The following is a 24561-nucleotide window of genomic DNA, read 5'->3' on the forward strand; positions in this document are numbered from 1 at the left end:
GACGCCCCTCACCAGCCCTGATTTACACTGGATTAGTTTACTAGCGAAAGCGGCAGAGTAAACCTAACATTGAAATTAAAGAGCATCGGTCTTAGCATATAGAGCAATTTAAGAATGAGCCCGGTACACTTCGGTTATTATTTATGTGTTGTTTGAATGGACAGTGAAATGCCAGGAAAAGAGCCTGTAGTGCCCTCAGATGCAACGCTGGGTTATACCTTTCAAAATGATTTCCTGGCGTTAAGCCGGGCATTTTCCCTGCCTGAAATTGATTACCACGACATTTCCCGACGCGAGCAGCTAGCTGCGGCGCTGAAACGCTGGCCACTACTGGCAGAATTAGCAGAGAAAAAGTAAAAAGTAAGGACGCCGTCGATGGCTATTCTTGGATTACAGGGCATCCGTGGCGGCGTGGGCACAACGTCGATTGCCGCGTCGCTCGCCTGGGCGCTACAGCTGCTGGGGGAAACGGTACTGGTGGTTGATGCCAGCCCGGATAATATGCTGCGCTTTTTTTTCAACGTCGATGCCGGCCATCGTGAAGGTTGGGCGCGCTCCTTAATTGACGGCGGCGACTGGCGCGATGCCGGCATGCGCTACACCTCCCATATTGATATTTTGCCCTTTGGTCAGCTGACGCCGGGTGAAAGGGAGCACCTCGACAGGCTCTACCCGACGCTGGAGCCCCTGGCCGCTATCGTGCAGCAGCTCGACCAGCAGGGCGATCGTCGCTGGGTGCTGCTCGATTTACCCGCCGATTTTTCCCCGCTGACCCGCTCGCTGCTCGACGTCTGCGACCGTACGCTGGTGGTGGTGCATCCGGACGGCAACAGCCATATTCGCCTGCATCAGCAGGCGCTGGCGGCGAATCGCGATATTCTGATCAACGATCTGCGGGTGGGCAGCCAGCTGCAGGAAGATTTATATCAGCTCTGGCTGGAGAGCCAGCGGCGCATTCTGCCGATCGCCATCCATCGCGATGAGGCGATGGCGGAGTGCCTGGCGGCGAAGCAGCCGCTGGGTGAGTATCGGCAGGACTCTCTGGCGGCAGAAGAGATCCTGACCCTTGCCAACTGGTGCCTGCTGCACTACTCCTCCGCCCGGGAGGCGCAATGATGCGCCTGAGCACGCTGCTGCTGGCTCCTCCGGTTGCCGAACGCCTGAGCGAACGCTACGGCGACTATCGCCAGCACGGCGCCTCGTGGCTATCGGCGACGCTGGGCTGCCTGTGGGCGGCGCTGGCGTGGGCGCTGATGCCGCTGGAAACGCCACGCTGGCAGGCGATCCTCACCAGGCACGGCGACTATTTCCCGCATATTAATCCCCGCCGGCCGCGGCCGCTCGATCCGCTGCGCTACCTGCTGCAGTCGGTGTGGCTGCTGGTGACGCGGGTGCCCGAGCCTGAGAAAAAGGTCAACTGGCGCTCGCTGGTGGCCCTTGAAGGCGTGCACGGCCGCTATGCCCAGTGGATGGACCGGCTCCCCGAACGGGTGAACACCCGCACCGGTCATCTGGATAAATACAAAGAGCTGGCGCACCTCAATCCAAAGCTGCGTAAGGCGATCCTCAGCGTGGTGGTTTTTTTCTCGCTGATCCTGGCGCTGCTCTGCATCACCCAGCCGTTTAACCCGATTTCACAGTTTATCTTCCTGCTGCTGCTGTGGGGCGTGGCGCTGCTGGTGCGGCGCATTCCAGGGCGCTTTTCGGCGCTGATGCTCATCGTGCTCTCGCTCACCGTCTCCTGTCGCTATATCTGGTGGCGCTATACCTCGACGCTGAACTGGGACGATCCCGTCAGCCTGGTGTGCGGGCTGGTGCTGCTGTTTGCTGAAACCTACGCCTGGCTGGTGCTGGTGCTGGGGTATTTCCAGGTGATCTGGCCGCTCAACCGTCAGCCGGTGCCGCTGCCCAAAGATATGGCCGAGTGGCCGACGGTCGATATTTTTGTGCCGACCTATAACGAAGACCTCAGCGTGGTGAAAAACACCATTTACGCCTCTCAGGGCATCGACTGGCCGAAGGACAAGCTGAATATCTGGATCCTCGATGACGGCGGGCGGGAAGAGTTTCGCCAGTTTGCCAAAGACGTGGGGGTGCACTACATCGCCCGTGAGACGCACGAGCACGCGAAGGCCGGCAACATCAACAACGCCCTGAAGTATGCCAACGGCGAGTTCGTCTCTATTTTTGACTGCGACCACGTGCCGACGCGCTCTTTCCTGCAGATGACCATGGGCTGGTTCCTGAAAGAGAAAAAGCTGGCGATGATGCAGACGCCGCACCACTTTTTCTCCCCGGACCCGTTTGAACGCAACCTCGGGCGTTTTCGTAAAACCCCGAACGAGGGGACCCTGTTTTATGGCCTCGTGCAGGACGGCAACGATATGTGGGACGCCACCTTCTTCTGCGGCTCCTGCGCGGTGATCCGCCGCGGCCCGCTGGATGAGATCGGCGGTATTGCCGTCGAAACGGTGACCGAAGATGCGCACACCTCCCTGCGCCTGCACCGCCGGGGCCACACCTCCGCCTATATGCGTATTCCGCAGGCCGCCGGCCTGGCGACCGAAAGCCTGTCGGCGCATATCGGCCAGCGTATCCGCTGGGCGCGCGGGATGGTGCAGATTTTCCGTCTCGACAACCCGCTGTTCGGTAAAGGGCTGAAGCTGGCGCAGCGGCTGTGCTACGTCAATGCGATGATGCACTTCCTGTCCGGTATTCCGCGGCTGATCTTCCTGACCGCGCCGCTGGCCTTTTTACTGCTGCACGCCTATATCATCTATGCGCCCGCGCTGATGATCGCGCTCTTTGTGCTGCCGCATATGATTCACGCCAGCCTGACCAACTCGAAGATTCAGGGTAAATATCGCCACTCCTTCTGGAGTGAAATCTACGAAACGGTGCTGGCCTGGTACATTGCGCCGCCGACCTTTGTCGCGCTGATTAACCCGCATAAGGGCAAGTTCAACGTTACCGCGAAGGGCGGTCTGGTAGAGGACGAGTACGTCGACTGGGTTATTTCTCGTCCCTACATCTACCTCGTGCTGCTTAACCTGGTTGGCGTCGCGGTCGGCATCTGGCGCCACTTCTACGGCCCGGAAAACGAAATATTGACCGTGTGGGTCAGCATTGTGTGGGTGTTTTATAACCTGATTATTCTCGGCGGCGCGGTGGCGGTGTCGGTGGAAAGCAAGCAGGTCCGCCGCTCGCACCGCGTGGAAATGAACATGCCGGCGGCGATTGCCCGCGAAGATGGCCACCTCTTCTCCTGCACCGTCCACGACTATTCTGACGGTGGGATAGGGATCAAAATTCACGGCAAAGCGCAGGTCCTGGAAGGGCAGAAGGTCAACCTGTTGCTCAAGCGCGGGCAGCAGGAGTACGTCTTCCCGACGCGGGTAGCCCGCGTGAACGACAGTGAAGTCGGCCTGCAGCTGCTGCCGCTGACCAATAAGCAGCATATCGATTTTGTGCAGTGTACGTTTGCCCGCGCCGATACGTGGGCGCTTTGGCAGGACAGCTTCCCGGAAGATAAACCGATGGAAAGCCTGCTGGATATCCTGAAACTGGGGTTCCGTGGATATCGTCACCTGGCGGAGTTCTCTCCGCCGTCGGTGAAGGTTATTTTCCGCTCGCTTACCCTGCTGGTTGCCTGGATAGTCTCGTTTATTCCCCGTCGTCCCGAACGCGCCGCGGCGATACTAACTTCGGAACCAGAAATGGCTCAACAATGATGATAATGCGATGAAAAGAAAACTCTCCTTGATTTGTGCAGTGGCGGTGGGAATGGCTGGCTGGTACCCCTTCGCGTCTTACCCGGAACCAACGGCGGCCATTACTGCGGCGCCGACCGCTGCCGCGCCGCTAACCGCGCCTGAACCCACTCTTGCGCAAGACCAGCCGACGGCGACCGTCGTTGACCCTGCCGCGCCGGTGGTGGTGGCGGAAAATATTCCAACCCGCGACGTCAAGCTGAGCTTTGCTAAAATCGCCCCGGCGCCGGGCAGCATGGTACTGCGCGGCGCGCGTCCCGATGGCTCGGTGGAATTCGGCATGCGCAGCGACGAGGTGGTGGCTAAGGCGCTGCTGAATCTCGACTATACGCCGTCGCCGTCGCTGCTGCCGGTACAGTCGCAGCTGAAGGTCTACCTCAACGATGAGCTGATGGGCGTTCTGCCGGTCACCAAAGAGCAACTGGGTAAAAAGGTCAAAGCGCAGATCCCTATCGATCCGCTGTACATCACCGACTTTAACCGCGTGCGCCTCGAGTTTGTCGGCCACTATCGCGACGTTTGTGAGAACCCGGCCAGCAGCACGCTGTGGCTGGACATCGGGCGCGACAGCAACCTGGACCTGACCTATCAGTCGCTGAAGGTGCGCAACGATCTCTCCCATTTCCCGGTGCCGTTCTACGACTCCCGGGATAACCGTCCGCTGAACCTGCCGATGGTTTTCGCCTCCGCCCCGGACGGGCAGCAGCAGCAGGCGGCAGCGATTGTCGCCTCCTGGTTTGGCAGCAAGGCCGGCTGGCGCGGCCAGCAGTTCCCGGTCTATTTCAACGCGCTGCCGGATCGCAACGCCATCGTTTTTGCCACCAACGACAGGCGCCCGGATTTCCTGCGCGAGCATCCGCCGGTTAACGCGCCGACCATCGAAATGATTGACCACCCGGACAACCCGTACGTCAAGCTGCTGGTGGTGCTGGGTCGTGACGATAAGGATCTGCTGCTGGCGGCGAAGGGCATTGCGCAGGGCAATATCCTGTTCCGCGGTAACAGCGTGGTGGTGGACGACGTTAAGCAGCTGCAGGCGCGCAAACCTTACGATGCGCCAAACTGGGTGCGGACCGATCGCGCGGTGACCTTTGCGGAGCTGAAGACCTACGAACAGCAGCTGCAGTCCAGCGGACTGGTGCCGGACTCGATTAACGTGGCGCTCAACCTGCCGCCGGATCTCTATCTGCTGCGCGCCAACGGCATCGATATGGATCTGAAATATCGCTACACCATGCCGCCGGTCAAAGATAGCTCGCGCATGGATATCAGCCTGAACGACCAGTTCCTGCAGTCGTTCAGCCTCAACAGCTCTCAGGACGTTAACAAGCTGATACTCCGCCTGCCGGTGCTGCAGGGGCTGCTGGACGGTAACTCTGCGGTGACTATTCCGGCGCTGCGCCTGGGCGCCATGAACCAGCTGCGCTTTGATTTCCAGTACATGAACCCGATGCCGGGCGGCTCAATTGATAACTGTATTACCTTCCAGCCGGTACAGAACCACGTGGTGATCGGCGACGACTCGACGATTGATTTCTCGAAGTATTACCACTTTATCACCATGCCGGACCTGCGGGTCTTTGCCAACTCGGGCTTCCCATATAGCCGGATGGCCGATCTCGCCGAAACCCTGGTGGTGGTGCCGAAAACTCCGACCGAGGGCCAGGTTGCCACCCTGCTGGAGTCCGTTGGCGGCATCAGCGCTCAGACCGGCCTGGCGGCGATCAATATCCAGATTACCGATGACGGCAGCCAGGTTAAGGGCAAAGACGCCGACCTGCTGCTGATCGGCTCGATTCCACCTGCGCTGAAGGACGATACGCAGATTAACCTGCTGGTTGAGGCGACGAAAAGCTGGGTGAAAATGCCGATGCGCCACTACGAGCTGCCGAGTATTTATCCTGACGATGAAGCCCGGACGCCGAACACGCGCGCGGACATCACCTCTTCCGGACCGATGGCGGCCATTATTGGCTTCCAGTCGCCGTATCACGACCAGCGCAGCGTCGTGGCGCTGCTGGCGGACAGCACCCGCGGCAACGAACTGCTCAACGATGCGCTGAACGACAGCGGTAAACGAGCGGCGATGTTCGGCTCGGCGGTGGTGGTGCGTGAATCCGGCGTCAACAGCCTGCGGGTGGGCGACGTCTATTATGTCGGGCATCTGCCGTGGTTTGAACGCATCTGGTTTGCGCTGTCCAGCCACCCGGTGCTACTGGCTATTCTGGCGGCGGTCAGCATCGTGCTGCTGGCGTGGGTACTGTGGCGGATGCTGCGTATCGTCAGCCGTCGTCGCCTGCACCTGGATGACGAGTAACCCATGATGAATGCGCTACGCACAGGGGTGACATTGCTATTGGTGCTGGCGGCGGCGCAGGTCAGCGCCGCCTGCCGGTGGCCGGCCTGGGATCAGTTCAGGAAAGAGTACGTCAGCGCCGAAGGGCGCGTCGTTGACCCCAGCGATCCGCGAAAAATCACCACTTCGGAAGGGCAGAGCTACGGCCTGTTCTTCGCCCTGGCGGCCAACGATCGCGATGCGTTCGGCAAGCTGCTGCAGTGGACGCAAAACAACCTCGCCGAGGGCGACCTGCGCGCGCGCCTGCCCGGCTGGCTGTGGGGCAAAAAGAGCGACAGCGAGTGGACGATGCTGGACAGCAACTCGGCCTCCGATTCGGACCTGTGGATAGCCTGGTCGCTGCTGGAGGCCGGTCGCCTGTGGCAGATGCCGCAGTACACCGAGGTAGGGAAAGCGCTGCTGTCGCGGATTGCACAAGAAGAGGTGGCGGACGTGCCGGGGCTGGGACCGATGGTGCTGCCGGGGAAGGTCGGCTTTGCTGACGATAAGGGCTGGCGCTTTAACCCCAGCTACCTCCCGCCGCAGCTGGCGAACTATTTTGTCCGCTACGGCGCCCCGTGGCCGAAGCTGCGCGATGGCAATATCCGCCTGCTGCTGGAGACGGCGCCCAGGGGCTTCTCCCCTGACTGGGTACGCTACGAGAAAGGTAAGGGCTGGGAGCTGAAGGCGGATAAACCGATTATCGGCAGCTACGACGCGATCCGCGTTTATCTGTGGGTCGGCATGCTCAACGACGGCGATAAGCAGAAGGCGCGCCTGCTGGCGCATTTTAAACCGATGGCGCAGCAGACCATCAGCCAGGGCCTGCCGCCGGAAAAGGTGAATATCGCCACCGCGAAGACCGCAGGAAATGGCCCGGTGGGCTTCTCGGCCGCGCTGCTGCCGTTCTTACAAAATGAGGATGCCCGGGCCGTTCAGCGCCAGCGCGTCAGCGACAACTATCCCGGCGCGGACGCGTACTACAGCGCGGTCCTGACCCTTTTTGGCCAGGGATGGGATCAACATCGTTTTCGCTTTACCGCCGATGGCGAATTACAACCTGACTGGAACCAGGAATGCGCAAGTTCTCACTAACGTTTATCACCCTGGCCCTGGGGGCTGCGCTTCTGCCGCTGGCGCAGGCCGCGACCACGCCTGCTCAGGACCATCTGCTGGAACAGGTGCGGCTGGGGGAAGCGAGCAATCGTGAAGATCTGGTGCGTCAATCGCTGTACCGGCTGGAGCTGATTGACCCGAATAACCCGGACGTTATCTCCGCGCGGATGCGCTATCTGCTGCGCCAGGGCGATACCGATGGGGCAAAGAAACAGCTCGATCGCCTGTCGAAGCTGGCTCCGGACTCGACCGCCCTGAAATCCTCGCTCAGCGAAATGAATCTCAGCACCGGCGACGGACGCCAGGCGCTGCAGCAGGCGCGTCTGCTGGGCGTGTCGGGGCATGTAGAAGAGGGCGTGGCCGCATTTGAAAAGCTGTTCGGCGGCGTGCCGCCGGATGAAACGCTCGCCATTGAGTACTGGTCGCTGGTCGCGCGGCTGCCGGCCCGGCATAACGAAGCCGTCCTTGCGCTGAAAAAAATTAACGCCAGCTCCCCGGGCAACGTCGCCCTGCAAACCGAGCTGGCTAAGCTGATGTTTGCCGACAATAAGCCGGATGAAGGTTTTGCCTGGCTGGAGCAGATGTCGCGCTCGGCCGCCGGGCGCAGCACCGCCGCCTCGATGTGGTTCGACAAAATAAAAGCTATGCCGGTCAGCCGCGCCAGCGTGCAGGCGCTGCAGCGTTTTCTGCTGCTCTTCGCCACCGGCGAATCGGCGGCCAATGCCCGGGTGCTGCTCGAGCAGCAGCAGGGGCAGCTCAAAGACCCGACCTTCCTCGCCCGCTCCGAAGGGCTGGCGGCGGTTAAAAGCGATAAACCGGGTCAGGCGGTGGCGGATTTACAGCAGGCCGTTCGCGCGGATGCCAGGGACAGCGACGTCGTGGGCGCGCTGGGCCAGGCCTATTCGCAGCGCGGGGATCGCGCCCGCGCCGTGGCGCAGCTGAATAAAGCGCTCGCCATGGACCCGGATAGCCCGAATCGCGACAAATGGCGCAGCCTGCTGCAGACCAACCGCTACTGGCTGCTGATTAAGCAGGGCGACAGCGCGCTGAAGGCCGGGCAGCTGGCGCAGGCGCAGAGCGCCTACGCGCAGGCGCAGCGGGTGGATAGCAGCGACAGCTACGCGGTTCTTGGCCTCGGCGACGTGGCCGCCGCGCGTAAAGAGAGCGCCGCGGCGCAGAGCTACTATCAGCGCGCCCTGCGCATGGATCGCGACAACAGCCTGGCGGTACGCGGGCTGGCGAACCTCTATCGTGCGGAGTCGGCGGAAAAAGCCAGCGCCTTTATCGCCGGGCTGACGCCCGCTCAGCGGCGCAGCATTGACGATATTGAGCGCAGCCTGGCGAACGAGCGCCTGGAAAAACAGGCTGAAGCGCTGGAGAGCCAGGGCAACTGGGCGCAGGCGGCGGAAGTGCAGCGTCGGCGTCTGGCGCTCGACCCCGATAGCGTCTGGATCACATACCGGCTGTCGCGAGATTTAGTGAGCGCAGGCGAGCGGGCCGAGGCGGATGCGCTGATGCGCACGATGGTCAACCGTAAGCCCGGCGACGCCGATCGGGTCTACGCCTGGGGCCTTTATCTATCCGGCAACGGCCAGGACGATATGGCCCTCGCGCAGATTAACGCGCTGCCGCGCAGCCAGTGGAGCGATAATATTCGCGAGCTTGAGGCGCGCCTGCAGAGCGACAATATTCTGCGTCAGGCCAACGGGCTGCGCGAGGCGGGCGAGGAACAGCAGGCGATAGCGCTGATCAAGCAGCAGCCAGCGTCGGTGCGCTACGATCTGACCCTCGCCGACTGGGCGCAGCAGCGCGGCGACGCGCAGACGGCGATCCTCCAGTACAACGCGGCCTTGAGCAAAGAGGCCAACAACGGCGACGCGCGCCTGGGGCTGGCGGAAGTCTACCTTGCCGAGGGCGACAAAAACGCCGCCCGCGCGCAGGTCGCGCAGCTGAAGGGCGAGGACGCCGAATCGATCAATATGCAGCGGCGAGTCGCGCTGGCCGAGGCCGGACTGGGTAACGCGGCGCAGGCGCAGCAGATCTTTAGCCGTATCACCACCCAGGCGAAAGCGCAGCCGCCGTCGATGGAGAGCGCGCTGGTGCTGCGCGATGCGGCGCGGTTTCAGGCACAAAACGGCCAGCCGCAGCAGGCGCTGGAAAGCTATAAAGACGCGATGGTGGCCGCTGGCGTTGCCACGGCCCGTCCGCAGGATAACGACGCCTTCACCCGCCTCACCCGCAACGACGCGAAGGACGACTGGCTTAAGCGCGGGATCCGCAGCGACGCGGCGGATCTTTATCGCCAGCAGGATCTTAACGTCACGCTGGAGCATGATTACTGGGGATCCAGCGGTACCGGCGGCTATTCCGATTTAAAAGCCCAAACGACGATGCTGCACGTGGATGCGCCGCTGGCCGACGGCCGGATGTTCTTCCGCACCGATTTGGTCAATATGAACGCCGGCAGCTTCTCAACCAACGGCGACGGCAGCTATTCGCCGAGCTGGGGCACCTGCGGCGAGATTGCCTGCACCAGCGGTAGCCTTCACCAGAGCGACGGCGGGGCGAGCGTGGCGGTCGGGTGGAAGAACGACACCTGGAGCGGCGATATCGGCACCACGCCGATGGGCTTTAACGTCGTCGATATCGTCGGCGGTCTGAGCTACAGCGACGATCTTGGCCCGCTGGGCTACACCCTCAATCTGCACCGTCGGCCGATTTCCAGCTCCCTGCTGGCGTTTGGCGGGCAGAAGGATAGCCCCAGCCATACCGGTAAAACCTGGGGCGGGGTGCGCGCCGACGGCGGCGGCATCAGCCTGAGCTACGACAAAGGGGAAGCCAACGGCGTCTGGTCTTCGCTGGGAGCCGACCAGCTCACCGGCAAAAACGTCGCCGACAACTGGCGCGTGCGCTGGATGACCGGCTACTACTATAAAGTTATCAACGAAGATAACCGCCGCGTGACGGTCGGTCTGAGCAATATGCTCTGGCACTATGACAAGGATCTCAGCGGCTATACTCTGGGACAGGGCGGCTACTATAGCCCGCAGGAGTACGTCTCTTTCGCGGTGCCGGTGACCTGGCGTCAGCGTAGCGAAAACTGGTCGTGGGAGCTTGGCGGCTCCGTCTCCTGGTCACACTCGCGGACGAAAACCCAGGCGCGCTATCCGCTGCTGAATCTCATTCCCTCTGAGTATCGCGCCGATGCCAGCCAGCTCAGCGAGGAGGGCAGCAGCAGCCAGGGCTTCGGCTATACCGCCCGGGCGCTGGTCGAACGGCGGGTGACCGGCAACTGGTTCGTGGGCGCGGCGGTTGATATCCAGCAGGCCAAGGACTACACCCCGAGCCACGCGCTGCTCTACGTTCGCTACTCGGCCTCCGGCTGGCAGGGCGATATGAATATGCCGCCGCAGCCGCTGGTTCCCTACGCTGATTGGTAGCAGAATAGGCTGAATTACGCGATCAACCGTCACTCCACCCCCGTGTTCGCGTATACTCGTCGTACTTCGCGCCGCGGGGGGTATCCCCCGTTCGCGCTGCGCTAATCGCGACGCCGGCCCGGCGTGTCCGCAAGCCCGGGGGCGGTGCCTGGCACCCGTCCTGGCGATCCGTTTGGCGCTCTCTGGCGAGCGTTTACGCGCTATTTCGCAGAGACAATCAGCCGCAAAATACCGGCGTTGATGGACGAAATCCGGACAGTATTCAGTATCAGTGGAGAACACAGTTGCGCGTCAGCCGCTCACTTACAATTAAACAGATGGCGATGGTCGCAAGCGTGTCCATGGCATTTGTATTGGTCTTTTGCTCTATTTTACTCTTTCACTTTGTGCAACAGAGTCGCTTTACTACGGCCACGCAGTTAGAAAGCATCGCCCGTTCCGTTCGCGAGCCGCTCTCTGCGGCGATCCTGAAGGCGGATATTCCTGAGGCGGAAGCCATTCTCGGTCGTATCCAGCCCGCCGGCATCGTCAGCCGGGCGGACGTGGTGCTGCCGAACCAGTTCCAGGCGCTGCGGATGCGCTTTATCCCCGAGCGCCCGGTTCCGGTGATGATTACCCGCATGTTTGAGCTGCCGGTACAGATATCGCTGCCGATCTACTCCCAGGAACGCCCCGCGAACCCGCAGCCGCTTGCCTATCTGGTGCTGCAGGCCGACTCATACCGGATGTATAAATTCGTGATGAGTACGCTTTCTACGTTAGTGACTGCTTACTTTCTGCTGGTGCTGGTTCTGACGGTGGCGATCACCTGGTGCATCAATCGGCTGATCGTCCGTCCGCTGCGTAAGGTGGCGCGTGAACTTAACGACGTTCCGCAGCAGGAGCGTCTCGGGCATCAGCTGACCCTGCCGCGGCTGCATCACGATGATGAGATAGGCATGCTGGTGCGCAGCTACAATCGCAACCAGCAAACCCTGCTGCGCCGGTACGATGAGCTCTCTTTACAGTCCACCCGCTTCCCGGTCTCCGACCTGCCGAATAAGGCCTTCCTGATGGCGCTGCTCGAGCAGGCGGTGGCCCGCCCGCAAACCTCGGCGCTGCTGGTGGTCGCCTGCGAAACGCTGCAGGACACCGCCGGCGTCCTGAAGGAGGCCCAGCGCGAAATACTGCTGCTGACGTTGGTGGAAAAGCTGCGGTCAATCATCCCTTCGCGCATGGTGCTGGCGCAGGTCAGCGGCTATGACTTTGCGATTCTGGCCAACGGCATTACCGAGTCCTGGCAGGCGGTGACGTTAAGTAAGCAAGTGCTCACTGCAATCAGCGAGCGTCTGCCGCTGCACGGCATCCAGCTTCGCCCCTGCGCCAGCGTCGGAATTGCGATGTTTAACGGCGAGCTGAGCGCGGAGCAGCTCTACCGACGCGCGGTTTCCGCTGCCGTCGCCGCGCGGCGCAAAGGTAAAAACCAGATTGAGTTCTTCGATCCGCAGCAGATGGAGAAGGCCCAGCGCCGGCTGATGGAGGAGCATGATATTCTGGCGGCGCTGGAGAATCAGCGTTTCGCCATCTGGCTGCAGCCGCAGGTGAATATCGCCAGCGGCGAAGTGTGCGGCGCGGAGGTGCTGCTGCGCCAGCGCCAGGAGGACGGCAGCTGGCTGCTGCCGCCGGATCTGATTGAACGCATTGAGGCCTGCGGGCTGATTGTCCCGGTTGGCTACTGGGTGATGGAAGAGGCCTGTCGCCAGCTTGCGGCATGGCAAAGCCAGGGCATTATGCTGCCGCTATCGGTGAACGTGTCGCTGCTGCAGCTGCTGCATCACGACCGGGGCGCAGAGATGCTGACCCTGCTCTCGCGCTATCGCATTGCGCCGGGCACGCTGATCGTCGAAATTACCGAAAGCCGCCGGTTGGACGATCCGCAGATGGTCGTCTCCCTGCTGCGCCCGCTGCGCGAAGCGGGGGTACGCATTGCCCTCGATGATTTTGGCATGGGTTACGCCGGGTTGCGCCAGCTCCAGCATATGAAGTCGCTGCCGGTCGATATCCTGAAAATCGATAAGGCCTTCATCGATATGTTGCCCGAAGATACCAGCATGGTGCCGGCGATTATTCAGCTGGCGCGTGGCCTTAACCTGCGCATTGTGGCGGAAGGCGTTGAGAGAGAGGAGCAGCACCGGTGGCTGCAGGAGGCCGGCGTCGATATCGGTCAGGGCTACCTCTTCGGTTGCGCCTTACCGCAGGAGGCGTTTGCGGCGCAGTTTTTGTCGGTGAATGAAGAGGGTGCAAGCCTGTAACGGGAGGCTGACTTGTGCGAGTCAGCTCTAAGTTTTTAACAATTCCGTTGCAATTTCGCGCTTAGTTATTTCTGAAATGTTTCCCTGGTGTTACTTTTAAGCCACAGACGACCTATAACCCTTCCCGGTCTGTGGTTATACCCAAAGGACACCCTATGAAAACCTCTCTCTTCAAAAGCCTCTATTTTCAGGTTTTGTCGGCCATTGCGATCGGTATTCTGCTGGGCCATTTCTACCCGGAACTGGGCGCGCAGATGAAACCCCTCGGCGACGCCTTCGTTAAACTGATTAAAATGGTTATTGCACCGGTTATCTTCTGCACCGTCGTGACGGGGATTGCCGGGATGGAAAGCATGAAGGCCGTTGGCCGTACCGGTGCGGTAGCGCTGCTCTATTTTGAAGTTGTCAGTACCCTCGCGCTGATTATCGGGCTTATCATCGTCAACGTGGTGCAACCCGGCGGCGGCATGAACGTCGATCCGGCCACCCTTGATGCGAAGGCGGTGGCGGTCTACGCCGAGCAGGCAAAAGATCAGGGCATTGTCGCCTTCCTGCTGGATATTATTCCCGGCAGCGTGATCGGCGCTTTCGCCAGCGGTAACATCCTGCAGGTGCTGATGTTTGCGGTGCTGTTTGGTTTTGCCCTGCACCGTCTGGGCAGCAAGGGCCAGCTGATTTTTAACGTTATCGAAAGCTTCTCGCAGGTGATCTTCGGCATCATCAACATGATTATGCGCCTCGCGCCGATTGGCGCCTTCGGGGCCATGGCCTTTACCATCGGCAAATACGGCGTCGGGACCCTCGTGCAGCTGGGCCAGCTGATCGTCTGCTTCTACATTACCTGTATTCTGTTTGTGGTGGTGGTGCTGGGCACCATCGCGCGGATCACCGGCTTTAGCATCTTTAAATTCATCCGCTATATCCGCGAAGAGCTGCTGATTGTTCTCGGGACCTCCTCGTCCGAATCGGCGCTGCCGCGCATGCTGGACAAGATGGAGAAGCTGGGCTGTCGCAAATCGGTAGTGGGTCTGGTGATCCCCACCGGCTACTCGTTCAACCTCGACGGCACCTCCATCTACCTGACGATGGCGGCGGTATTTATCGCCCAGGCGACCAACAGCCATATGGATATTTTCCACCAGATAACGCTGCTGGTGGTGCTGCTGCTCTCCTCGAAAGGTGCCGCCGGCGTCACCGGCAGCGGTTTTATCGTCCTGGCGGCCACCATTTCTGCCGTGGGCCATCTACCGGTTGCCGGCCTGGCGCTGATTCTCGGTATCGACCGCTTTATGTCTGAAGCGCGCGCGCTGACCAACCTCGTGGGCAACGGCGTGGCGACTATCGTGGTGGCGAAATGGGTGAAAGAGCTGGATTCCCAACAGCTGGATGATGTCCTCAATAACCGCACTCCGGCGAACAAATCGCACGAATTATCCTCTTAAATCCATCTGTTAGGCCCGTTGTCCCTTGCTGGACTCCGGGCTCCTGCGCATAATTAGGTATCGCTCCCCGGGGTTGGGGAGTGATACTAAATGATTATTTTACGTCTCCGTGCGACATTTTCCTCTCCGCGTGGTCTAACCGACGTACTTACTCACCATATTTTTTGGCAGCCCTCCAGCGGGCTGCTTTTGTAACCAGGAATGTTCATCAGGGGTTCACATGCAGGGCACAAAAATTCAACTCTTAACGGGTGGTTTGCTGATGATGGCAGCGGCCGGTTATGTGCAAGCAGAAGCGCTCCAGCCGGACCCGGCCTGGCAACAGGGGACTCTCGCCAACGGACTTCAGTGGCAGGTTTTAGCCACTCCGCAGCGTCCTAGCGATCGTATTGAAGTCCGCCTGTTCGTCAATATTGGCTCGCTGAGTGAAAGCACTCAGCAGAGCGGTTTTAGCCACTTTATTCCCCGCCTGGCCTTAACGCAGAGCGGCAGCCTTCCGACGATGCAGGCGCGCTCCCTGTGGCAGCAGAGCATCGATCCGAATCGTCCGCTACCGCCGGCGATCGTCTCCTATAGCTACACCATGTTTAACCTCAGCCTGCCGAATAACCGCAACGACCTGCTGAAAGAGGCGCTGAGCTGGCTGGCCGACGCCAGCGGGAAGCTAACGGTGACGCCTGAAGCGGTGAATCACGCCCTGCAGGGCGGCGATATGGTCGCGACCTGGCCGCTGGATACCAAAGAGGGCTGGTGGCGCTACCGGCTGAAAGGTTCCACCATGCTGGGGCATGACCCCGCCGCGCCGCTGAAAACCCCGGTCGACGTTGCGCAGCTGAAAGAGTTTTATCAGAAATGGTACACCCCTGACGCCATGACGCTGATCGTCGTGGGCAACGTTGATAGCCGTAACGTAGCGGAGCAGATCAACAAAAACTTCGGCGAGCTGAAGGGCAAACGAGAAACGCCGGCCGCGGTGCCGACGCTGGCTCCGCTGCCGACGACGCCGGTGAGCATCATGACCGATACCGTACGTCAGGATAAGCTGTCGATCATGTGGGACGCTCCGTGGCAGCCTATTCGCGATTCGGTGGCGCTGCAGCACTACTGGCGCGACGATCTGGCCCGCGAGGCGCTGTTCTGGCACGTGCAGCAGAACCTGAGCAAAAACAATATCAAAGACGTGAACCTCGGCTTTGATTGCCGGGTGCTGTACCAGCGCGCCCAGTGCGCGATCAACATTGAATCGCCGGGCAACAAGCTCAATGCGAACCTGATTGCGGTGTCCCGCGAGCTGGCGAAGGTCCGCGATAACGGCTTACCGCAGGATGAGTTCGATACCCTGATTGCGCAGAAAAAGCTCGAGCTGCAAAAGCTCTTCGCCACCTACGCGCGTACCGATACCGATATTCTGATCAGCCAGCGCATCCGCTCGCTGCAGAATCAGGTGGTGGATATCGCGCCGGAGCAGTATCAGAAGCTGCGTCAGGAGTTTCTTGATTCTCTGACCGTCGATATGCTGAATCAGTATCTGCGTCAGCAGCTGTCGCAGGATATGGCGCTGGTGCTGCAGCAGCCGCAGGGCGAGCCGGAATATAACATGAAGGATCTGAAGGCGACGTGGGAGAAGCTGATGGTGCCTGCGCCAACGGCGACGACGGCGACGGCCGGAAGCGGCGAGGCTGCCGAGGCGCGCAGCGACGCGACGGATATTCCCCCCGCCCAGTAGGTTCGGTTGACGAGGCTCTTCCCGGGCTGCGGCGCTGATGGCGCAGCCCGGGCGAAGGTTACTGCGGCATCGCTTCGCGCGGAATAATCGCCCCGCGATACTGAATGACCGTGCTGGCGGTCAGGTGCCCGCGGGCGGCTGCGGACCGGGCGTCACCGCCGGTCAGGCGCACGGCGAGGTAGCCGGCGCTGAATGAATCGCCGGCGGCAGTGGTATCAACCACCTTCTCTTTCGGCAGCTTCACGGCAGGGATCTCCTGCTGCGGCTCGCCGACAATCGACACCAGGCACGAGTCGGCTCCGCGTTTTACCACCACCTCTTTGACGCCGGCGGCATGCGTGCGGGCAATCACCTCTGTTACCGGTTTTTCACCCCATAGCGCATCTTCGTCATCCAGCGTCAGGAAGGCGATATCGGTGCAGGTCAGCATTTGCTGATAAACCTGCTGCGTCTCTTCTTTGCTGGCCCACAGGCGCGGGCGGTAGTTGTTGTCGAAAATCACCTGCCCGCCGTTAGCGCGGCATTCGCACAGCAGCGTAAGCAGCTTCTCGCGGCTCTGCGGGCTGAGAATAGCGAGGCTAATTCCGCTGAGATAGAGGTAGTCAAAGGTCGCCAGCTCTTCGCAGATCGCGGCAGACTGTTCGCTCTCCAGCCAGAATTTTGCCGCCGCTTCGTTGCGCCAGTAGTAAAACGTCCGCTCGCCGGTATCGTCGGTTTCGATGTAGTAGAGCCCCGGTAAACGATCGGCCATACGCTGGATAAGATCGGTTTTGACCTCCTCGGCCTGCCAGGATTCCAGCATCTGCTGGCTGAAGGCGTCCGTCCCAAGCGCGGTAACGTAGTGCACGGCGAGCGCGCTGGCGTCGGTCTGACGCGCAATGTAGACCGAGGTATTTAAGGTATCGCCGCCAAATCCACGGTTTACCGCCGCGTTTTTCTCTGACAGCTCAATCATACATTCGCCGATAACGGCAATTTTTTTAGACATCATCATGACCTGGGATTGAATCGGGATTGGCGCTAGTGTGCGCCGCGTCGTTTTTATGGTCAACTATATTAAAACATCGTTCCATTATTTTTTTGACATCAGGCGCGTAATGTGACGAAAGGCGCATTTGTCGGAGAAAGATGCGCTTTTCAACTATATTCAGGACTGACGAGGAGCAAAGGAGCTGAGAGGGTATGACCACAACCCGCAAAACGATTGCTATTATCTCGGGAACGATAGCGCTACTTATCGTTCTATTTTTCATCGTACTGGCGACCTTCGACTGGAACCGCCTGAAGCCCACGATTAACCAGAAGGTGTCCGCCGAGCTGAACCGGCCATTTGCCATTCGCGGCGACCTCGGCGTGGTCTGGGAGCGCCAGCGCGACGAGCGGGGCTGGCGAAGCTGGGTGCCCTGGCCTCACGTCCATGCCGAAGATATTGTCCTCGGCAACCCACCTGATATTCCCCAGGTCACGATGGTGCACCTGCCGCGCGTCGAAGCCACGCTGGCGCCGCTGTCGCTGCTGAGCAAAACGGTCTATCTGCCGTGGATTAAGCTGCAGCAGCCCGATGCCAGGCTGATCAGGCTCTCCGAGAAAAGCAATAACTGGACCTTTACCCTCGGGTCGGACGACGCTGCGGCCAGCCGGGCCGCGCCATCGGAGTGGTCTTTCCGGCTGGATAACATCCTCTTCGATCGCGGACGGATTGCCATTAGCGACAAGGTGACGCGCGCCGATATTACCCTGACGGTCGATCCGCTGGGCAAACCGCTGCCGTTTAGCGAGGTCACCGGCACGGAAGGCAAAGAGGCGCCAAAGAAGGTGGCGGACTACGTTTTTGGGCTGACGGCTAAGGGGAGCTATCGTGACCAGCCGCTCTCCGGCAGCGGTAAAATTGGCGGCATGCTGGCGCTGCGCAGCGAAGGGACGCCGTTCCCGCTGCAGGGCGACTTCCGCTCCGGCAATACCCGGGTGGCCTTTAGCGGGACGGTGAACGACCCGCTGAGCCTGGGCGGCGTCGATTTACGCCTGAAGTTCTCCGGCGATTCGCTGGGGGATTTATACGATCTTACCGGAATCGTCCTGCCGGATACGCCGGCGTTCTCCACCGACGGACGCCTGCGGGCGACCTTCAATCAGCAGGGCGGGTCGCGCTTTAGCTACCGCGATTTCAATGGCCGGATCGGCGAAAGCGACATACACGGCTCCCTGACCTACGCCACCGGCAAGCCGCGCCCGAAGCTGGAGGGCGACGTTGAATCCCGCCAGCTGCGTCTGGCGGACCTCGGGCCTCTGATTGGCGTGAACGCCGGGAGTAAGGCGAGCAAAACCGAGCAGCGTAAAGGCGAAGCTACGCCGCAGCCGGCCGGGAAAGTCCTGCCTTACGATCGCTTTGAGACCGACAAGTGGCAGCTGATGGATGCCGATGTTCGCTTCAAGGGGCGGCGAATTGAGCACGGCGGCACGCTACCGATTAGCGACCTCAGCACCCACGTTATCCTTGAGCGCGGCGACCTGCGCCTGCAGCCGCTGCGCTTTGGCCTCGCCAACGGCACGATCGCCGGCAGCCTGCATCTGCAGGGCGATAAAAAGCCGCTGCAGGGCACCGCTAACCTGCAGGCCAGGCGCCTGAAGCTCAAGGCGCTGATGCCGAACGTGGAGATGATGCAGAAGACCCTCGGCGAGATGAACGGCGATATGCAGCTGCGCGGCACCGGTAACTCGGTGGCGGCGCTGCTGGGCAACAGCAACGGCAATATCAAGCTGCTGATGAACGATGGCCTGATTAGCCGAAACCTGATGGAAATTCTGGGGCTGAACGTCGGTAACTATCTTATCGGGCAGATCTTTGGCGACGACGAGGTGCGGGTAAACTGCGCGGCGGCCAACGTTGACGTGGTTAATGGCGTCGCGCGGCCGCAGATCTTTGCCTTTGATACCGAAAATGCGCTGATTAACGTCACCGGGACCGCCAGCTTCGCCTCGGAGCAGCTCGACTTAACCATCGACCCCGAAAGCAAGGGGCTGCGCATAATTACCCTGCGCTCGCCGCTGTACGTGCGCGGCACGTTTAAATCCCCGGACGCCGGAGTGAAGGTGGGGCCGCTGATCGCCCGCGGTGCGGTAGCGGCCGCGCTGGCAACGCTGGTCACTCCGGCTGCGGCGCTGCTGGCGCTGGTATCGCCGGCGGAGGGCGAAGCCAACCAGTGTCAGACGATTTTATCGCAGATGAAAAAGTAGATTCGGAGAAGAGCTGCCCGGCGCGGCGCGCCGGGCAGCAAAGGATTACAGCGACTGGTGGCGAGTTTCGTGGGTCAGCAGCAGCGCAATCAGCGTCAGCGCGGCCATCGACGCCAGGTAGAGTCCTACCGCCGTCAGGCCGTAGTTGCCCTGCAGCCAGGCGGCAATATACGGCGCGACGGAGGCGCCAAGAATCGACGAGACGTTATAAGAGAACGATGCGCCGGTGTAGCGTACTTCCGTCGGGAACAGCTCCGGCAGCAGGGCGCCCATCGGACCGAAGGTCAGCCCCATCAGGCTCAAGCCGAGCAGCAGAAACGCGAAGACCAGCACCGGCTGACCGGAACCCAGCAGCGGTTTAAAGGCGAACAGGGCAAAGAGAATAATCATTGAGGTAATGACGATCATGCTCTTACGACGGCCAAACGCGTCCGCCAGCAGGCCGGCAATCGGCACCATCACGCCAAAGCCAATCACCGCCATCATCAGCATCCACAGCACTTCATTACGCGGCAGACCGAGGCCCACTGGCGCAGCGCCGGTGCTGAAGGTCATGGAGTAGACGGTCATGATATAGAACAGGGTATAGGTGGCCAGCATGATGAAGGTGCCGAGCACGGTCACCCGCACGTGCTTAGTCAGCAGCGTCCCCAGCGGGATTTTTACCTGTTTCTTCGCCGCGGCGATTTTGGCAAAGACCGGCGTTTCATGCAGCGAAACGCGGACGTAGAGCCCGATAATCACCAGCACGGCGGAGAAGATAAACGGCACGCGCCAGCCCCATTCCATAAACTGCTGGTCGGTCAGCAGCCAGGAGAGCAGCAGGAAGGTGCCGTTAGCGAAGAAGAAGCCGATCGGCGCGCCCAGCTGCGGGAAGGAGCCGTACAGCGCGCGTTTACGCGGCGGGGCGTTCTCGGTGGCCAGCAGGGCTGCGCCGCCCCATTCACCGCCAAGGCCAAGCCCCTGACCAAAGCGCGCCAGCGCCAGCAGCATCGGAGCCAGAATGCCAATGCTCTCATAGCCGGGCAGCAGGCCGATCACCACGGTAGAGATCCCCATGGTCAGCAGCGAGGCGACCAGCGTCACCTTACGACCGACGCGATCGCCGAAGTGGCCGAACAGCGCTGAACCAATCGGACGCGCGACGAAGGCAATGGCGAAGGTTGCCAGCGACTGTAGCGTCGCGGCGGCCGGGTCGCCCTGCGGGAAGAAGATATGCGGAAACACGATAACCGCGGCGGTGGCGTAGATGTAGAAGTCGAAGAACTCAATGGCGGTGCCGATGAGTGAGGCAACGACGACCTTATTGCGCGAGTTAACCGGTGCGGTTTCCTGCGCCTTGTCGAGCGTGGTGGCTGTGGCTTGCATAGATCTTTCTTATTTTTAGCGAACGAAAAGCCATATAGCCACAGCAAAAGCGACATTTCAATCTGTAACAAGGGGCGGGAGAGGCCAAAAAACGGGCAAAAAGCGGATAATTTTTGTGCCTGAAAAATAACTTCTATGAAATGCTTCACATAAATAAAATAATGGCAGATAAAACCAGGTTTAGGTTAAATAAAAGTTACACGTTGGATTTATCTGCTGAAATGATGGATCGGGCTGAATGATACCTCTCCGTTCAGCCCGATACGGCATCAATCGTGGGTTTTCCCCGGCATCCGGCGGTCGTCTTTATACTCGGCGGTGGCAATCCACGCCGCGCAGAACAGGGTCAGGCGCGCGAAGAAATAGAAAAAGGCCATCAGCCCTAAAACGGAGCCAAACGCGGCGCCCGACGGCGACTTCACCAGCGCCGGTAGCGTCCAGGTCATGACGATTTTAATCACCTCAAAGCCGATTGCCGCAATCATCGTGCCGCGTATCAGCGCTTTGCGCCGCGGACGGTGGCGCGGCAGGCGCCAGAAGATCCAGAAAAACAGCAGGTAGTTGGCGAAAATCGAGATCGCCAGGCCAATCAGCCGCCAGGCCGGTTTTAGCCACTCAATATTGTCGAGATACAGCGCGGAGATGATGGTCTGCTGCGCGGCGCCGGCAATAGAGGTAATGGAGAGGGTAATAATCAGGGCGACCAGCAGGCCAATCAGCGAAATAAAGTCGCGGAAGTATTTTACCCAGATCTTTTCCTGATCCTGCGGCGTACGTTCCCAGACGTCGCGGGACTGGGCGCGGATGGCTTCCCGCAGGTTGCCCATCCAGTTAATGCCGGAATAAAGCGCGACCAGCAGCCCAACCAGGCCGACGGTGGTGCGCTGCTGAACCGCGGTATTAATGGTGTTCTTCAGCGTCGCCGCCAGCGTCGGATCGCTGACGTTGAGCAGGATTTTATCAAAGATGTCCTGCAGCAGCGTCGGATGCCAGGTGAGGATAAAGCCGGCGGCGGCGAAGGAGACCATCAGTATCGGGATCATCGACAGAAACGAGAAGTAGGTGATGGCAGCGCCGAACTGATTACCCAGGCGGTCGTTAAAGCGCTCTGCCGCGCGGATCAGGTGCGCAATAATCGGATTTCGCTGGACCTTTTCCGCCGTCCCGGTCACGCTTTTCAGCGCCTGGTTCGCTTTCTGTCCCACGGCGGATTCGTTGATGGCGGCCAGCGTGCTTTTACTCTTTTCCGGCTGCTGGCCCGGATCCTGGGCCGGGCGTGTCGCGTCGTTTTCCGGTGTCATCAGTTATTTCTTCCTTTTTTTACAGCGAGATTCAGCAAAAATTATATACGCAAAACGCCGGTTGCGGCGGCGGAGCGGTAAACCCGCATCCTGACTCTGGCGAAACGGGCCCGCCGTGCGCTAGTCGACGTAGCCCTTCATCACGCCACCCAGCCACTCCATAAACAGGTGGACGCGACGCGAAAGATTGCGCCGATGTGGGTAGATAAGCGAGACCGGCAGCGGTTCGGCGCGGTATTGCGGCAGAATTTCTATCAGCTCCCCGGTGCGCAGCGCTTCGCGAACGCCGGTGCGCGGAACCTGAATAATGCCCAGCCCGGCGAGGCAGGCGGCCTGATAGGTTTCGGTGCTATTGACGGTCAGTATGCCGCCGGTTTTTACCCAGCGCACGGCGCCGTCGCTGACGACCTCAAAACCCGCCGGGCGAACGCCAAGGGTGCTGGCATAGTGGATCAGGGCATGATCGCCGAGATCGTCAAGAGAGTGCGGATAGCCGAAGCGCGCCAGGTACTGCGGGCTGGCGCAGTTAATTTGCGTCAGCTTACCCAGCGGACGCGCGATCAGGCCGGAATCTTTCAGCGTACCGACGCGGACGACGCAGTCAAAACCTTCGCGGATCACGTCAACCAGTCGGTCGCTGCTGCTCAGCTCGAGCTCGATCCCCGGATACTGCTGCAAAAAGGCCGGCAGCCGCGGAATGATCAGCTTTTTTGCCACGCCGACCGGCATATCTACCCGCAGTCGTCCGCTGATGCTGGAGGGATCGTGCTGGAAAATACCGTCCAGCTCATCGAGGTTGCTCAGCAGGTCTTTGGCGCGCTCGTAGTAGACCATTCCGTCCTGCGTCAGCTGCACCCGGCGGGTGGTGCGGTGCAGAAGGCGGGCGCCGAGGTGGCTTTCCAGCGCCTGGATCTGGCGCGAAACGCTACCTTTCGGCAGGCCCAGGGTGTCGGCGGCGCGGGAAAAGCTCTCCAGCTCCGCCACGCGAATGAACAGCTGCATTGCGTGAATTTTATCCATACCCGAGACCTATTGTTGTTGCCAGGGAAACAGTAAAACGTAATTTAGCGTATTTATTGTTTTTCTGTCAGCTAATAAGCTCTTTCACGATGCAAACGCAACTGATAAGGGGTTTCTGATGACACAACGTATTGCTTTAGTGACCGGCGGCAGCCGTGGATTGGGAAAAAATGCGGCGCTGAAGCTGGCGGCGAAGGGAACCGATATTATCCTCACCTACCACAGCAACCGCCAGGCGGCGCTGGAAGTTGTCGCTGAAATCGAACAAAAAGGGGTAAAAGCTGCGGCATTAGCGCTTAACGTCGCCGATACGTCAAGCTTCGAAAGCTTTGCTCTCGAGGTGGAGACGCTCCTGCAGCAGCGCTGGCAGCGCGGCACCTTTGATTATTTATTAAACAACGCCGGGATCGGCATCAACGTCGCCTTTGCACAGACCAGCGAAGCGCAGTTTGACGAGCTGATGAATATCCAGTTCAAAGGCCCGTTCTTTCTGACCCAGCGCCTGCTGCCGCTGCTGCAGGACGGCGGGCGGATCCTCAACGTTTCAAGCGGGCTGGCCCGTTTCGCGCTGCCGGGCTACGCCGCCTATGCGGCAATGAAAGGGGCAATGGAGGTACTGACCCGCTACCAGGCAAAAGAGCTGGGCGCGCGCGGGATCTCGGTGAACATTATTGCACCGGGAGCCATCGAGACGGACTTTGGCGGTGGCGTGGTGCGCGATAATACGCAGGTAAACCAGCATATTGCGGCGCAAACGGCGCTGGGGCGGGTAGGGCTGCCGGACGATATCGGCGACGCGATAGCGGCGCTGCTGAGCGACGATCTGCAATGGATGAACGCCCAGCGGGTGGAGGTTTCCGGCGGGATGTTCCTGTAAGCGGCGAGGCCGCCGCGTCAATTGGCTCTGCAACGGACGCGGCGGCGTATTCTGCTACCGGCGGCGCTAGCCTGCCGCAGCGGCGGGCCGGTGATAATCGCGCGGCAGTAGGCCAAATAGCCAGTCGTTATGCCAGCGGCCGTTGAGCCAGTAGCATTCGCGCAGCTCGCCCTCCAGCAGAAAGCCGGTTTTCTGCAGCAGGCTTTTCGAAGCGATGTTGCCGGCGGTGACGGTGGCGGTCAGGCGACGGACGCCGCCTGCGGAAAAGGCAAAATCGCACAGCGCCTGCAGTGATTCGTAGCCGTAGCCTTTTCCCTGGGCCTGGGGAGTGAACAGAAACCCGACCTCAGCGCAGTCGTCCTCGTGGTGCCGGTAGCCGGTCATGCCGAGCGGCACGTGGGTTTGTCGATCGCGGACGATCAGGCACAGCCAGTGCCTGGCGCCCGGCGTCCACGGCGACAGGCGCGAATCAAACGCTTCGCGGATCTCGGCGAGCGGGCGCGAATCGGCAATATAGAGCATCACCTGCGGATCGCGCTGCAGGGCTAAAAAGAAGGACCAGTCATCCAGCTGCAGCGGCGAGCAGCGCAGCCGTGGCGTAAGCAGTTCAGGCATAGATCGGAGTTCCTGCAAAGGTCGAT

16 protein-coding genes are annotated in these 24561 nt (G+C 60.5%); 11 read left to right on the forward strand and 5 right to left on the reverse strand.

Annotation, left to right across the window (positions count from 1 at the left end; translation table 11 throughout):
- Window positions 1-168 precede the first annotated feature (168 nt).
- The 9 genes from bcsR to M2416_RS16300 all read left to right on the forward strand — a co-directional run bounded on the left by bcsR (window position 169) and on the right by M2416_RS16300 (window position 16120).
- Window positions 169-357, forward strand: coding sequence for a cellulose biosynthesis protein BcsR (gene bcsR, locus M2416_RS16260; protein WP_071844861.1), 189 nt, complete (start codon window positions 169-171; stop codon window positions 355-357).
- 18 nt (window positions 358-375) lie between these two features.
- On the forward strand, window positions 376-1116 hold the full coding sequence (bcsQ, locus tag M2416_RS16265; RefSeq protein WP_259225719.1) for a cellulose biosynthesis protein BcsQ: 741 nt from the start codon (window positions 376-378) through the stop codon (window positions 1114-1116).
- Window positions 1113-3731 (forward strand): UDP-forming cellulose synthase catalytic subunit, encoded by a 2619-nt coding sequence (gene bcsA, locus M2416_RS16270; RefSeq protein ID WP_076946227.1) that lies wholly within the window; start codon window positions 1113-1115, stop codon window positions 3729-3731. The genes bcsQ and bcsA overlap by 4 nt, the downstream gene beginning before the upstream one ends.
- Window positions 3732-3741: 10 nt before the next feature.
- The gene (gene bcsB, locus M2416_RS16275; RefSeq protein WP_259225722.1) at window positions 3742-6087 is read left to right on the forward strand and encodes a cellulose biosynthesis cyclic di-GMP-binding regulatory protein BcsB; all 2346 of its coding nucleotides are present in this window, start codon (window positions 3742-3744) and stop codon (window positions 6085-6087) included.
- A 3-nt stretch (window positions 6088-6090) separates the two neighbouring features.
- A complete protein-coding gene (bcsZ, locus tag M2416_RS16280; protein WP_259225723.1) occupies window positions 6091-7200 on the forward strand; it encodes a cellulose synthase complex periplasmic endoglucanase BcsZ in 1110 nt (369 codons plus the stop codon).
- A complete protein-coding gene (bcsC, locus tag M2416_RS16285) occupies window positions 7182-10661 on the forward strand; it encodes a cellulose synthase complex outer membrane protein BcsC (protein ID WP_259225728.1) in 3480 nt (1159 codons plus the stop codon). Before bcsZ ends, bcsC begins: the two co-directional genes overlap by 19 nt.
- 284 nt (window positions 10662-10945) lie before the next feature.
- On the forward strand, window positions 10946-12952 hold the full coding sequence (gene hmsP / locus M2416_RS16290; RefSeq protein WP_259225732.1) for a biofilm formation regulator HmsP: 2007 nt from the start codon (window positions 10946-10948) through the stop codon (window positions 12950-12952).
- A gap of 155 nt (window positions 12953-13107) precedes the next feature.
- Window positions 13108-14394: a dicarboxylate/amino acid:cation symporter gene (locus M2416_RS16295; RefSeq protein WP_076946222.1), complete on the forward strand. Its 1287-nt coding sequence runs from the start codon at window positions 13108-13110 to the stop codon at window positions 14392-14394.
- A gap of 220 nt (window positions 14395-14614) precedes the next feature.
- Window positions 14615-16120, forward strand: a complete 1506-nt coding sequence (locus tag M2416_RS16300; protein WP_259225733.1) for a M16 family metallopeptidase — start codon at window positions 14615-14617, stop codon at window positions 16118-16120.
- A 58-nt stretch (window positions 16121-16178) separates the two neighbouring features.
- On the opposite strand, the gene kdgK is transcribed toward M2416_RS16300, so the two are convergent.
- Window positions 16179-17108 (reverse strand): 2-dehydro-3-deoxygluconokinase, encoded by a 930-nt coding sequence (gene kdgK, locus M2416_RS16305; RefSeq protein WP_076946220.1) that lies wholly within the window; start codon window positions 17106-17108, stop codon window positions 16179-16181.
- A 194-nt stretch (window positions 17109-17302) separates the two neighbouring features.
- Here kdgK and M2416_RS16310 point away from each other — a divergent pair, with 194 nt between their 5' ends.
- Window positions 17303-19354, forward strand: a complete 2052-nt coding sequence (locus M2416_RS16310; RefSeq protein WP_259225734.1) for an AsmA family protein — start codon at window positions 17303-17305, stop codon at window positions 19352-19354.
- Window positions 19355-19399: 45 nt separating this feature from the next.
- Here M2416_RS16310 and M2416_RS16315 read toward each other — a convergent pair whose 3' ends face one another.
- The 3 genes from M2416_RS16315 to M2416_RS16325 form a co-directional block, all read right to left on the reverse strand.
- On the reverse strand, window positions 19400-20722 hold the full coding sequence (locus tag M2416_RS16315) for an MFS transporter (protein WP_041143117.1): 1323 nt from the start codon (window positions 20720-20722) through the stop codon (window positions 19400-19402).
- 269 nt (window positions 20723-20991) lie between these two features.
- Entirely contained in the window at window positions 20992-22023 is a 1032-nt protein-coding gene (gene yhjD / locus M2416_RS16320) for an inner membrane protein YhjD (protein WP_123552498.1), read from the reverse strand.
- A gap of 120 nt (window positions 22024-22143) precedes the next feature.
- Complete coding sequence (locus tag M2416_RS16325) at window positions 22144-23043, reverse strand: LysR family transcriptional regulator (protein WP_076946218.1); 900 nt, start codon at window positions 23041-23043, stop codon at window positions 22144-22146.
- Window positions 23044-23161: 118 nt separating this feature from the next.
- Here M2416_RS16325 and M2416_RS16330 point away from each other — a divergent pair, with 118 nt between their 5' ends.
- Window positions 23162-23920, forward strand: a complete 759-nt coding sequence (locus tag M2416_RS16330; RefSeq protein WP_076946217.1) for an SDR family NAD(P)-dependent oxidoreductase — start codon at window positions 23162-23164, stop codon at window positions 23918-23920.
- Between the two features lie 66 nt (window positions 23921-23986).
- Here the strand turns inward: M2416_RS16330 and M2416_RS16335 are convergent, their stop codons facing one another.
- Window positions 23987-24535, reverse strand: a complete 549-nt coding sequence (locus tag M2416_RS16335; protein WP_045853941.1) for a GNAT family N-acetyltransferase — start codon at window positions 24533-24535, stop codon at window positions 23987-23989.
- Window positions 24536-24561 lie beyond the last annotated feature (26 nt).

This window comes from Klebsiella sp. BIGb0132 (assembly GCF_024810075.1).
In the GTDB taxonomy this organism is placed as follows: Bacteria; Pseudomonadota; Gammaproteobacteria; order Enterobacterales; family Enterobacteriaceae; genus Klebsiella; species Klebsiella terrigena.

Coding starts and splice junctions, on each gene's coding strand:
- bcsR (WP_071844861.1), top strand. CDS start 169: ATGCCAGGAAAAGAGCCTGTAGTGCCCTCAGATGCAACGCTGGGTTAT.
- bcsQ (WP_259225719.1), top strand. CDS start 376: ATGGCTATTCTTGGATTACAGGGCATCCGTGGCGGCGTGGGCACAACG.
- bcsA (WP_076946227.1), top strand. CDS start 1,113: ATGATGCGCCTGAGCACGCTGCTGCTGGCTCCTCCGGTTGCCGAACGC.
- bcsB (WP_259225722.1), top strand. CDS start 3,742: ATGAAAAGAAAACTCTCCTTGATTTGTGCAGTGGCGGTGGGAATGGCT.
- bcsZ (WP_259225723.1), top strand. CDS start 6,091: ATGATGAATGCGCTACGCACAGGGGTGACATTGCTATTGGTGCTGGCG.
- bcsC (WP_259225728.1), top strand. CDS start 7,182: ATGCGCAAGTTCTCACTAACGTTTATCACCCTGGCCCTGGGGGCTGCG.
- M2416_RS16295 (WP_076946222.1), top strand. CDS start 13,108: ATGAAAACCTCTCTCTTCAAAAGCCTCTATTTTCAGGTTTTGTCGGCC.
- M2416_RS16300 (WP_259225733.1), top strand. CDS start 14,615: ATGCAGGGCACAAAAATTCAACTCTTAACGGGTGGTTTGCTGATGATG.
- kdgK (WP_076946220.1), bottom strand. CDS start 17,108: ATGTCTAAAAAAATTGCCGTTATCGGCGAATGTATGATTGAGCTGTCA.
- M2416_RS16310 (WP_259225734.1), top strand. CDS start 17,303: ATGACCACAACCCGCAAAACGATTGCTATTATCTCGGGAACGATAGCG.
- M2416_RS16315 (WP_041143117.1), bottom strand. CDS start 20,722: ATGCAAGCCACAGCCACCACGCTCGACAAGGCGCAGGAAACCGCACCG.
- yhjD (WP_123552498.1), bottom strand. CDS start 22,023: ATGACACCGGAAAACGACGCGACACGCCCGGCCCAGGATCCGGGCCAG.
- M2416_RS16325 (WP_076946218.1), bottom strand. CDS start 23,043: ATGGATAAAATTCACGCAATGCAGCTGTTCATTCGCGTGGCGGAGCTG.
- M2416_RS16330 (WP_076946217.1), top strand. CDS start 23,162: ATGACACAACGTATTGCTTTAGTGACCGGCGGCAGCCGTGGATTGGGA.
- M2416_RS16335 (WP_045853941.1), bottom strand. CDS start 24,535: ATGCCTGAACTGCTTACGCCACGGCTGCGCTGCTCGCCGCTGCAGCTG.